At 46.9% G+C, this 11,258-nt stretch carries 11 protein-coding genes; 1 reads left to right on the top strand and 10 read right to left on the bottom strand.

Features of this window, described 5'->3' with window-relative positions; translation table 11 throughout:
• Window positions 1–40 precede the first annotated feature (40 nt).
• From LEP1GSC052_RS02925 to LEP1GSC052_RS02905, 5 genes are all read right to left on the bottom strand, one after another.
• Window positions 41–529 (bottom strand): SRPBCC family protein, encoded by a 489-nt coding sequence (locus LEP1GSC052_RS02925; protein WP_010574346.1) that lies wholly within the window; start codon window positions 527–529, stop codon window positions 41–43.
• Window positions 510–845: an ArsR/SmtB family transcription factor gene (locus tag LEP1GSC052_RS02920; RefSeq protein ID WP_020986346.1), complete on the bottom strand. Its 336-nt coding sequence runs from the start codon at window positions 843–845 to the stop codon at window positions 510–512. The genes LEP1GSC052_RS02925 and LEP1GSC052_RS02920 overlap by 20 nt, the downstream gene beginning before the upstream one ends.
• Window positions 846–973: 128 nt before the next feature.
• A complete protein-coding gene (locus tag LEP1GSC052_RS02915; RefSeq protein WP_010574343.1) occupies window positions 974–1,399 on the bottom strand; it encodes an SRPBCC family protein in 426 nt (141 codons plus the stop codon).
• Window positions 1,400–1,527: 128 nt separating this feature from the next.
• Complete coding sequence (locus LEP1GSC052_RS02910) at window positions 1,528–2,136, bottom strand: hypothetical protein (RefSeq protein WP_425268399.1); 609 nt, start codon at window positions 2,134–2,136, stop codon at window positions 1,528–1,530.
• A gap of 36 nt (window positions 2,137–2,172) precedes the next feature.
• On the bottom strand, window positions 2,173–3,177 hold the full coding sequence (locus LEP1GSC052_RS02905) for an adhesin OmpL37 family surface protein (protein WP_010574342.1): 1,005 nt from the start codon (window positions 3,175–3,177) through the stop codon (window positions 2,173–2,175).
• Between the two features lie 210 nt (window positions 3,178–3,387).
• On the opposite strand from LEP1GSC052_RS02905, the gene LEP1GSC052_RS21615 reads away from it, so the two are divergent.
• Window positions 3,388–4,122, top strand: coding sequence for a hypothetical protein (locus LEP1GSC052_RS21615; RefSeq protein ID WP_020986086.1), 735 nt, complete (start codon window positions 3,388–3,390; stop codon window positions 4,120–4,122).
• 63 nt (window positions 4,123–4,185) lie between these two features.
• On the opposite strand, the gene nhaC is transcribed toward LEP1GSC052_RS21615, so the two are convergent.
• The 5 genes from nhaC to mnmA form a co-directional block, all read right to left on the bottom strand.
• Window positions 4,186–5,580, bottom strand: a complete 1,395-nt coding sequence (gene nhaC / locus LEP1GSC052_RS02890) for a Na+/H+ antiporter NhaC (RefSeq protein WP_205872843.1) — start codon at window positions 5,578–5,580, stop codon at window positions 4,186–4,188.
• Window positions 5,581–5,585: 5 nt separating this feature from the next.
• Window positions 5,586–6,632 carry a pseudouridine synthase gene (locus LEP1GSC052_RS02885; RefSeq protein ID WP_425268407.1) on the bottom strand — a complete coding sequence of 349 codons (1,047 nt, stop codon included), beginning with the start codon at window positions 6,630–6,632 and terminating at the stop codon, window positions 5,586–5,588.
• Between the two features lie 14 nt (window positions 6,633–6,646).
• Complete coding sequence (locus tag LEP1GSC052_RS02880) at window positions 6,647–7,723, bottom strand: PilZ domain-containing protein (protein ID WP_010574337.1); 1,077 nt, start codon at window positions 7,721–7,723, stop codon at window positions 6,647–6,649.
• Window positions 7,724–7,825: 102 nt separating this feature from the next.
• Window positions 7,826–10,108 (bottom strand): alpha-hydroxy-acid oxidizing protein, encoded by a 2,283-nt coding sequence (locus LEP1GSC052_RS02875; RefSeq protein WP_010574336.1) that lies wholly within the window; start codon window positions 10,106–10,108, stop codon window positions 7,826–7,828.
• Between the two features lie 15 nt (window positions 10,109–10,123).
• Entirely contained in the window at window positions 10,124–11,257 is a 1,134-nt protein-coding gene (mnmA, locus tag LEP1GSC052_RS02870; protein WP_010574335.1) for a tRNA 2-thiouridine(34) synthase MnmA, read from the bottom strand.
• Window position 11,258 lies beyond the last annotated feature (1 nt).

The following is an 11,258-nucleotide window of genomic DNA, read 5'->3' as shown; positions in this document are numbered from 1 at the left end:
GACTTCGTTTGACCTCGATCCTTCTCGTTTCCATTTCGGTTTAAATTTTACGAATCTTTTCCAAGTATCGGGCGAGATTCGCGAGGTGTTGTTTACCGCCTTCGATCGCACCGTATTTTTGGTTCACTCGTTCGAGTTCCTCTTTGCTCGGAAAGATCTGTTCCATAATCAGGTTCGTTCCTTCTCCGACTTCCTCAAAAAGAATTCTTGAATCGAAGACCACGTCATGAGCCCCTTCTCCGTCGCCCAGATGTTTATAGTGGATGTGACGCGGTTTCTGTATGTCCGTAAATCGAATCTTGTTTTTATAATCGTGTCCGTCGGGTCCGTGCATGATAAAATCCCAGATCCCGCCGTTTGAAAAATCCATACTTTTGGTCGTTAACGTAAATCCGTCCGGTCCCCACCATTCGGCAAGATGTTCCGGCATCGACCATGCTTCGAAGACGAGATCGACCGGAACGTCGAAGTATCTTTTATAAATGACCTTGTTTTCTTGAATGATCGTTTCAGCGTTGTCTTTTATCACGGCCTCTCTCCTTCTTCATCTTCAACAGATATTTTTCCAATCGATCCAAACGCTTATTCCATAAATTTCGAATGTCGGAAAGCCAATCTTCCATTTCGTGAATCCCCGTTTCGTTTAGGCTATAGATACGTTTCTGCGCGTCCTTCTTCATGGAAAGGACCTTGGCTTCCTTTAGAACCTTGAGGTGCTGGGAAATGGCGGGCGGGCTCATCTTGAAATTTTGGCCGATTTCCGTGGAGGTCAATTCTCCGTTTTTAACCACCAATCTCACGATTTCCCTTCTTGTATCGTCCGCGAGCGCGGCAAAAGCGTTCATGGTTCTATATTTAAGTATTTACTTAATTAAGTCAATTCTTAAATATAAACAAAAAAGAATCCTCGTCATTGCGCGGATTCAACTTCGAAAAAAAGTCGTCGAACCGGGTTTTTAGTCGATTCTGGGTTTTAATCTCCGACGCAGATTTTAACGTCGTAGGGATGAGGGCGGCCTTCGTCCTTTTCCAGATAGGATTTTAAGCTCAATAAAAACGTGGCCCACTTCGTGCTGCAGTGATACATAAATTCGACCGCTTCCTTCCAATCGGTATGACGAAACAACACGAACGTTTGATGATCCTTAAACTCGAGTTCGAAAGTGACTCTTGTTCCGATCCATTCTTTCGGGCCGCTGATACATTCCCATCGAACGATATTCGGATGAGATTCTAAAACTCTCATATTACAAAAACCGAAATCGATGACTTCGTTTAGGGAGGCGCTCCCTTTCGTATCGGCAACCCACCAATGACAAAGACCTTCCACCGTTGAAATCGCCTCGAAAACCCGAGCCGACGGCAAAGCCACACCTACCCGATGAAGTATATCCGGCATAAAATCCTCCGTAAGAATCGATCGAACCTCAAAGGCCGTTTCTTTTAAATTTAAAACGACTTTCGCTGTTTTGAAAACGGAGGATAGTCTATAGTGTTTTTTGAATCAATGCAAGAAACTAAATTGAATCAGGCGCGTTTCTTTTTCTTGAGAATTCCGGAATAACCGCTCGGGATTTCGAGACTCAAAGCGTCCAAAGCGTTTAAAGAATATTGAATGGATCTTCCGTACAATACGAGCGCGTAAAAATCGTTACGATCCCGATCGAACTTTTCGGCTTGATTCAATTCTTCCTTTGCCATTCGAAAATAGTTCGAGGCCTTTTCTTCCGCGCTTGCGGAAAGAGGAGTTTCTTCGGGATGATTTTTTTTCTGAAGATAACCTTCCGAATACAGAACGATCAGATTCTTAGCGGAAACCTTTCCCTCTTCCGCAAAATCCGCGGTCACCTGAGGAACCGCTCTTTCCAATAGAAGAAGGGATTCTTCCCTTTCCTGAGCCGTGCCGGAACGCGCGAAGTTTTGAAAACGATCTCTCAGAGTGGAGATACGATTCCAATTCTCTTCCTGTTTTTGAAACGGAATCGCCTTTCTGGATTCTTCCAAAATTCGGATCTTTCTTTCGATCGACTTTTTCTTTTCGCGAAACGAAAGAGTTCCCGCGTTCAGATCGAAAACGGAGAATATGAACGCAAAAGCGAGCGTCAAAGGAAGAATGGTTTTCGAAAGATTTTTCAAGACGTTCCCCGCACGCATTCGTATTTTAGAATATTCTCAATTGTTTGTTTTTGCCGGAATCGGAGGAAGGGTTTCCTTCTGAACCATATCGTCCGTGCGGATCTCGTCGTTGCTCATGTCCATCAGTGAAATTCTTCCCGAAGTGATGAAGGAATAGTTGTCGTCGTGGATCTCGAGAATGTCCAAAGGTCTGTCCTTCGCTTCTCCCGGAGGAACGATCTTTCTTTGGATCAGATCGTTATCGATATAATTGATGAGCGTGTTTCTGATTCTTTCGTAATCGGAAATGTTTTCCTTTTCCGCGGCGGCGCGGATATCGTCCAAGTTTACGAACTGATATTCCGGTTTGTCTTCCGCTGGAGTTTTGGAGGCGATCATAGCGAGAAGCGCGAATCTTCTCGCTCTTCTTGCGATTTTGATCCCTTCGCTATGAAGCAGAAGTTTATAACGGAACTGATACGGAGCGGAGTTATACGCAGTCGTAAAATGATCCTCGGAACTTTTCAGATCCCGAAATCCCAAACGCAAAAGATGTTGTGCGATCTTATCGTTGCTTCTTACGATCAAGGGAGAAGCGTATTCCAAAAGCACTCTTGAATTCTGAAGATATTGTTCGTGAGTCGCCTGATAGAGGTCTTTCATTTCACCTTGCGCCCCGCGCAGGTTCTTAAAGGAAAGACTGTAATTGCTCTGAAAAAACCACATGTTTCCGTTAAAATCGAATTGGTTCGCTTTTTTCAAACTTGCGTAAGAAGGAAGACTTCCCAGCTTTTTATAGAGTTCTTCCTTACCCGCGGGCGGGGTTGTTCCCGTTCCGGCTTCCGCCTTTGTACTGTTAGGCGGCGTTTTATCCTGAGCGGAGGACGCGCTTTCTTCCAATATCGGAGCGAGATTACTCACGCAGATATTGATGAATTTAAGATTGGTTTTATTCTCCCCAATCAGAATCCCTAGGTTGGTCTGATCCGGGGAAACGGCCCAAAGCAGTTCTCCGGAAATAAGAATAAATGCGATCAGTGCTGTTTGAATTCTGGAAACCATGGCTTTCTCTTTATTGAATATCGGTCTTCTTCGTTTTTTCCAAGGAAAAAAAGCGTTTAAATCGGATCAAAATCGGCGACTTCGGACCCGTTCTTCCTCCAAATTTACGAAACCAAGAATTACTATTTTTCCTTTTAGGAAATAAATTTACCGCTTGTCCGCAGAAAGGATTCTTCCTATATGGAAGCGCAAGAAAGGTGCGATTAAAGTATGAAACTCGATACCACATCCTTATTCAAAATCACCGCGAGGGCCTCGTTTACCGTTTTGGTGAACACGGTTTTTTTCACTCTGATCGGATGGACCTTCAATTGGATCCTTCTCGCGTTCTTATTTCCCGAAATGAAATCGTTTACGGACGGGATCGGCGCGATGCCCGCGGCGAGAGCGGGCGGAATCGGGGCCGTGCTCGTGCTCATTCTTCTCGTCATTCAACTCTGGCCGATCACGTTGATCGTGCTCGTATTCGGGATCGTGTTTCCCTTTCTTCATTTTTTATTCGGTAAAAAATTCGCGGTCTCCAAGGCGCTCCAATTTTTAGTCGTGGACAATTCCGAAATCGTAAGCGCTTATCTTTCCGAAAAGTTGGAAGCGTCGATCCGCAAAAAGGCCGAGTCCGACGAAAACAAGGGTAAGAATTTTTCGATCTCGAAACAGATTCAAAATCTTCCCCACTATCTTTCCAAATTGGAAGACCTTCCTACTCCGATCCGATTTCTCGTTAAAAGAATCACGGGTAAACTCGGGATCGAAAATCTTGTTACCGAAGTTTCCGCGAGAATTCCGGATTCGGAAAATCCGAGCCCGGAAGATCTTCAAAAGGCGCTCAAACGTGCGATCGAATTCGTGATCCAGGAAACGTTTCTTCCTCCGAATCTGAATTGGTTTTTCATTCTGGGAGGAATCAACCTGGGCGTATTCTTAATTCTTAAGATACTTTTTTAAATTTTAAAGAATTAGAATATTCTAATATTAAAAACTACTCGCCGTGGGCCGCATAGTCTTGGACTATTTCTTTCGAATCGTCCATCCCGTCCAAGCGCAGATCAAAGAAATGATCGGACTGCAAAGATTTAAAACCGCATAGGGCAGAAACACAACCACGGGAACTCCGAGCGCGGCGGCCATAAACGAACCGCAGGTGTTCCAGGGAACCAAAGCGGACGTCATCGTTCCGGAATCCTCCAATGCTCTCGAAAGATTTTTGGAATCCAGGCCGTGTTCTTCGTACGATTTTTTGAACATCTTTCCCGGAACCAAAATGGAAAGATATTGATCCGAAGAAAGAAGATTGGCCGAAATGCTCGTGAGAATCGTTCCCGTCAAAAGGGATCGATCCGTATTCGCATATTTTAATATTCCTTTGGTGATCTTTTGGATGAACCCCGCTCCTTCCATCGCTCCCGCAAAAAACATCGCCGAAAAAATCAACCAAACCGTGGGAAGCATCGAAGCCATTCCTCCCCGAGAAAGAAGAGCGTCCGTGATCGGGTTTCCGGTTCTTGTGGAATTTCCCTTGGACGCCGAGTTCAAAACCTGTTTGTAAACTTCCTGAAAGTTCAAGTCGGGATGTTGTAAAAAAATTCCGGATAAAACACCGGTAAGAATCCCCGCGAGAATGGACGGAATCGCGGGAATCTTAAAGTAGATCAACACGAAGGTCAAGATGGGAGGAACGAGCAAGGCCGGGTGAATCCGAAACGAACCTTCGAGAAGACGGATTACTTCCTGAACCTTTTGATCTCCGATTTCCGAACCGTGATAACCGAAACCGGCCCAAGTAAAAAATACGAGCGCGATAAAAAACGCGGGCAAGGTAGTATATAACATATGTTGAATATGCGTAAACAACGGTGTTCCCGCGATCGAGGACGCGAGGTTCGTGGTTTCCGAAAAGGGAGAAAGTTTATCTCCGAAATAAGCGCCCGATACGATCGCACCCGCCGCGATTCCGGGAGAGATGTCGAGCGTCGTTCCGATTCCCATCAAAGCCACTCCGACCGTTCCAGCCGTTGACCAGGAACTTCCCGTGATCAAAGAAACCACCGAGGATAAGATACAAGCGGTCGCCAAAAAGAGGGAAGGTTTGAGAATTTTCAAACCCCAGACGATCATCGAGGGAACGATCCCGGACCAAATCCAAACTCCGATCAGAGAACCGATCAACAAAAGAATGAGCACCGGTTTTAAAACGTTCTTCAACGATTCGAGAATCTGTTCTTCCAAAAGTTCCCATTTTACTCCGAGACGAATTCCGAGCAAACTCGCGACGGTTCCCGAAAGAATCAAAAGCATCTGAGCCGGACCGTCTACGGTTCCGTTTCCGAATACGATTCCCGCGTAACCGAGTCCCATCACGAGAACGATCACGGGGATCAAGGATTCGAACAAACCCGGTGCGATCGTTCTCATAAAAAATCCTTTGGAAGAGGCGCGCTGATCCTCGTTCTTTTTTTCGTAACCGGATGCGTAAATCGTATCGAGTATGCGTGTAAGGCCTGTCTTTCCATACCGAGTCTTGCGCTTAGATCCGGATTTTTTTCATCGATGAATTCCAAAAAAACGTTTTCGTCCTTTCCGTAAAGTTTGTCGCCCCAAAGCGGAAAACCCAAACTGTAAAGGGTCGCCCGAATCTGGTGCATTCTTCCCGTAATCGGTTTGCAAAGAACGAGGGAAGAATCGTTTAATTTTATCGATTTAGTACATTCCATTTTTCTAAAATAGGTGAGACAGATTTCCTCGTCGGCTTCCGAGACCGTCGAAGTTTCCAATACGACGTTTTTTTTCAAAGTCCGAAGACTTCGGTCGACTTTGCGTTCCTCAAAGGCCCTCTTCTTTCGAATCTTGGAGGTCGCGTCGGATTTTAAAACCCCGTAGCCGATTTTTCGTTTCGGAAAATCGCCATATACTTTTGTAATATAGTATTTTTGAATATTCCCGGAACTGAATAAACCGGACAAAAACGAGGCCGTTTTCGAATCCTTGGCGAACAACACGACGCCCGAGGTCTCCCGATCGAGCCTGTGAATCGTAAACAATTCTCCGAAGTTTCCCGATTCCTGCAATAGCGTAAGAAGATTTCCCTTTCGATACACGCCCGCGGGATGCACCGGAAGATCTCCGGGTTTATCGACCGCGACGATAAAGTCGTCCTCGTAGAGAATCGTATAATCGGTTCGAACCGGCGGCTCCTCTTTTTCGATCGGTTGATAAGCGACAACTTCCCCTTCTTTGATCAGAATTCCGGGTTTTGCTTTTTTACCGGAGATCAGAATTCTTCCCTCTAAAATTTCCTTTTGCCACGCGGTTCTGGAATGATACGTGAATTTCTTGGAAAGAAAATGATCGAGTCTGGTTCCCGATTCTTCCTTGGTGATGCGGAAACTCAATCGTTCGGATGTGCGCTCCGATTCTTCCCCTTCTAAGTTCGTAAATGAATCGGTAGGATCGATCAAGACGGCGCTCAGACTCAAGCTTCCTTGGAATCGACGTAAGACTGGATCATATTCTCTTCTCTTTCGTTCAGGTTGAAGAATTCGCAACCGATTCTAAACATCTTATCGGTGTTGTTGATGTTTCGGATAACGGCTCGAAAGGTTCCCTTGTTTTCCGCGGAAAGATTCAGATCGAATAGGATCGTTTCCCCCACCGCAAAACTTCTGGAAAAGAATATGGATTGAGGATGAAAAAAACCGACCCCTTGCATGGAGATGTTGTCCACGTTGCATCGTTCCTTCGATTCCTGAAAAAAACCGGAAGCGATCACTTCCTTCGAAACCGCGTTCGCGACTATGTTCGCGGAATTAAAATCGTTCGTGGTCAGTTCCTTTTCGGCGAGAATCTGAACGTAACCGAGAGGAGTATAACCTTTGTAACGGATCATGATGGAGATTTCGGACATGATTCCGTTTTCGAGTTTGTTCACCGCGACGAGTTTTTGATATTCGGAAAAGGGAAGAAATTGAAAGCCTCCGCTTCCGTCGCTTTTCGAATGACGATCCGTAACGTAAATCGGCTGATCGAAGTTATACATCAATCGCAGACGGTTGTCCATACGATCCGAAAAGAAAATGTTGGAATGAGGATACGTTTCCTTCATTTGTTTCGCGTGTTTTTTTACGATCTCGTCTATCTTTTTATCAGCAAATCCTAATGTTTTTCTTAAGTTTCCCTGATTGATGATGTTCGTAAGAGTGACCTGCGATCCGACTTGGGAAGAATCCACATGGATCCTTTCCTCGGTTCGTTGCGCGACCGTAACCTGAATCGCGGTCGCGAGAAGAAGTTCGACGCCGTTGGCGGGGTTGTGCATCTCAACGGCGAATAACGCGGCGAATCTATGATTGTTGTGAACGAGAAAAAGTTTTCGATTCTGTTCCGGAGGAGTTCCGGGAGGAAGCGTTACGACGATTCGAACCGTATCTTTTAAGCCGACAACGCGCACCGGAAGAGGTCGGTTGTTGACCAGAATGACCACGGGAAGTCTCGTAAAAAGCGACTGAAGAATTTTGTGAATCCCTTCCGGGTCATTGATGATTTTATCCATGAGTTTGGCGAGATCCGTTTCGTTTCCGTCCGCGTCCGGCTTAGGGCCCGATTTGCGGTTTGAATATTGAATCGGAAAAGCGAACTTAGTAAAACGATTTTCTCATTCGGAAACGGAATTTTCTTCGTCTAATTTTTTTCGAAAGAGAAGATCCGTGCCGATTCCCTGCAAGGTTTCGACACCGGTGACATTCATCGATTGCAAAAGATTTTCAGTGTACTGAGAAATCAGGAACCTGACTCCGGCCACACCTCCGCCTACGGCAAAAATCGCCATCGGCCTTCCGACCAAAACCGTGTTCGCACCGAGTGCGATCATCTTGAAGATGTCCATTCCGCTTCGAACGCCGCCGTCCACCGCGATTTGGATTTTGTCTCCGACCGCTTTTCGAATTCCGGAAAGAACTCTTGCCGTTCCGGGCATATCGTCCAAAACCCTACCGCCGTGATTGGAAACGACGATACAATCCGCTCCCGCGTCGAGGGCGAGTTTCGCGTCTTCGGGAGTCATGATTCCTTTTACGATAAACGGAAGTTTGGTAAGAGATCGGATCTTTCCGAGTTTGGAAACGTCGCGTGTCACCGAGGAAATATTTTTCAACGCCATCGTTTTGAAGTTCACCGCGTCCACGTCCATTCCGATCGCGAACAATCCCGCGCTTTCGGATTCCTGAAATCGTTCCTTAAGAAGTCCTTCGTCCTCTCTCGGTTTGCAGATAAGAATCGCGTCCGCCTTCGTTTTACGGACCGCTTCGAGCATGATGAGATATTTATCAGGGCTCGCGCCGTCGCCTAACCACGCTAAGGTGCCCGACGTCTGACAACCTTCGAGCAAGGTTGCGGCGAACGTAAATTCGTCCATGGCCCCGTTCATGTTGGTTACGGCTCCCGTCATCGGTGCGGCCATCATCGGTGTTTTGATTTTTTTACCGAGAAAGCTCGTCTCGACCGAGGCTTGTGTGTGTTCCCGGATGTATTTGGGGAGAATGGAATATTCCTGAAGCGCGTTGATATTGTCTTGGAAGGTGAGCATTCTTCCCAAGCCGCCCATCCCCGGAACGCCGGAAGCGCAATCGGTTCCGTCGCAGACCTTACAGACCCAACAGACTTCCTTGCCGAAACGAGTCCTAGCGTTCTGCTGGATTTCCTTTTCGGAAATGGAATAGAGTTCATCGCAGGTAAAACGAATCGTATTCTTCACTTGGTCGAACACGGCTTCGGCTTCTTTCAAAGTATCCGCGCTGATAATGACGTGCCCCGTCTTTTCGATGTTATTGGTCGGCTCTTGGATGATATCCCCGATCTTATTCATAAAGAAAAGATCTTTGACCCCGTCGATCTTACGCGTTTCTTCGATGCCGTCGATCGCGATCAGTTTTCCCCTTGGAGCCAAAAGACTTCTTTCGATCGAAACCCTTTGTAAGGTCGGCGTGAGATTGTCGGGTTCTTCGCCGAGCGCAATCAAGATGGCCGCGCGGTTTAAGTTGATTCCGGAGGAAAGAGGAAACGTAAACGCGGACATAAAACCGCCGGAAAGTCTCGCGGCGATTTCTCCTACCTTCACTCCGTCCGGAGTCACTTTAATATCGCCCTTGCCCGCGCCGAGATTGATTCCGAGAGCCTTCATACTTCGAAACATCACGTCTTCCACTTCCTTCAAAACGGAAGGGCTCAACGCGGAAGGCATGTTGTGTCCCATCTCGATAAAGAACGGTTCTCTTTCGATGATCCGATCCGCGATTCCGGTGATCACGAAATTTCCGTTCCAAGTAAGAGCGTCCACGGAAACTTCCGGACCGGGCATGTATTCCTCGAGAATCATCTCACCCGTGGGAGAATATTTTTTTGCGTGTTTGAACGCCGCTTGTAATTCTTCTCGGTTTTCAACCTTGATGACACCGCGCGCGCCCATGTTGTCGGCGGGTTTCATCACGAGTGGAAATTTCAAAAATTCTAATGCTTCTCTCGTATCGGAAAGGCTCCAAACGGGTGCGAAACCGGGAAGAGGAATTCCCGCCTTTTTCAAACGTTCGCGCATCTTCACCTTGTTCGATGCGGCTTCTGCATCCACGTAACGAATTCCCGGAAGATCGAGCGCGTTGGCGACAGCGGCCACGGTCATACTCGCGTCCGTTCCCGCGGTGATCACTCCGTCGATCTTGATTTTGGTCGCGAGTTTTTTGGATTCGCGAACCATACCTTCGATGTCTTTCGTGCTCATCACCATCGGGACGTCGCAGATCTTCATCCCGAGCGCGTCTCCGTTCATGTCGGCGACGACGGTTGTGAGTTTCATCATTCTCGCGGTTTGAATGATCGGAACTTGAAGAAGTCCGCCGCCTACGATAAGAATCGTCTTTCCCGTAATTTTATGACTTAAAGACAAAAAGAAAATCCTATCTTAACTTTGAAGAGAAACGGCCGGTTCGGCTTCTCGGGTTTGCATTTCAATGCTCCCCTTACGGATAATTCCGCCTAACAGCAGATAATCGGAATCCAGAGGATAAAACACTGCGGATTGTCCGGGCGTCACACCGCGTACGTCTTCCAGAGGATTGACAACAAGATCGTCTCCGACTTTTGTTATGCGACAACGGATCGGAGTATGTCTGTATCGAACCTGCACGCGGCATTCGATCGATTCTCCCTCGTTCAAAGGAGAAAGTCCTTGGTAGTTCGCGTCGATGACGGAAAAAGAACCCGTATAGGTTTCATTCTCTTCTCCTAATATTACGGAACCGTCGTCTTCGATCGCGATTACGTAGAGAGGATTTTTCCACGCGATCCCGAGACCTTTTCTTTGTCCGATCGTAAAATTCTCACGGCCCTTGTGTTTGCCGATGATACGACCGTCCCTGAGTTTGAAAAAGCCGGGAGTGAACTCCACGTTTTTCTTTTCCAAAAACTTTCGATAGTCGTTTTCGGGAATAAAACAAATCTCTTGAGACTCCGCTTTTTCGGCGACGGGAAGCCCCATTCTTCTCGCGATCTCGCGCACTTCCGGTTTGGTCATTTCGCCGAGAGGGAATATTACGTTTTTTAAATTCTCTTGAGAAAGTCCGTATAAATAATAAGCCTGATTTTTTCCGACGTCGATCCCGTTCGCGATCGCGTAACGATCTCCGTTTTGAGAAATCCTCGCGTAGTGTCCCGTCGCGATCTTATCGATTCCGAGGGCCTTCGCTTTTTCGAAAAGAGCCCCGAACTTCACGAAGGTATTGCATTCCACGCAGGGGTTCGGAGTTTTTCCGTGTTGATAGTCGTCGATAAAACGATCGATCACCTTCTCTTGAAAGACCTTTTCCATCTTCACGACGTAAAAAGGAATCTTCAAAGAAAGACCCACGTCCCTCGCGTCGCGGATATCTTCGGGAGAACAACAGGATTTTTTGGTGGTGTCGCAGGCGGGGGCTTCGTATTCCCAGGTTCTGAGGTTGACGCCGATGACTTCGTAGCCTTCTTCCATGAGTAAACCCGCGGTCACCGCGCTGTCCACTCCTCCGCTCATCGCCACTATGATTTTGCCCTTGCTCATC

It is taken from the genome of Leptospira kmetyi serovar Malaysia str. Bejo-Iso9, assembly GCF_000243735.2.
Lineage (GTDB): Bacteria > Spirochaetota > Leptospiria > Leptospirales > Leptospiraceae > Leptospira > Leptospira kmetyi.
The sequence above is the reverse complement of the archived record's forward strand: the minus strand, read 5'-3'. Positions and strand labels throughout refer to the sequence as shown.

Coding starts and splice junctions, on each gene's coding strand:
- mnmA (WP_010574335.1), bottom strand. CDS start 11,257: ATGAGCAAGGGCAAAATCATAGTGGCGATGAGCGGAGGAGTGGACAGC.
- LEP1GSC052_RS02905 (WP_010574342.1), bottom strand. CDS start 3,177: ATGGTTTCCAGAATTCAAACAGCACTGATCGCATTTATTCTTATTTCC.
- LEP1GSC052_RS02915 (WP_010574343.1), bottom strand. CDS start 1,399: ATGCCGGATATACTTCATCGGGTAGGTGTGGCTTTGCCGTCGGCTCGG.
- LEP1GSC052_RS21615 (WP_020986086.1), top strand. CDS start 3,388: ATGAAACTCGATACCACATCCTTATTCAAAATCACCGCGAGGGCCTCG.
- LEP1GSC052_RS02880 (WP_010574337.1), bottom strand. CDS start 7,723: ATGGATAAAATCATCAATGACCCGGAAGGGATTCACAAAATTCTTCAG.
- LEP1GSC052_RS02920 (WP_020986346.1), bottom strand. CDS start 845: ATGAACGCTTTTGCCGCGCTCGCGGACGATACAAGAAGGGAAATCGTG.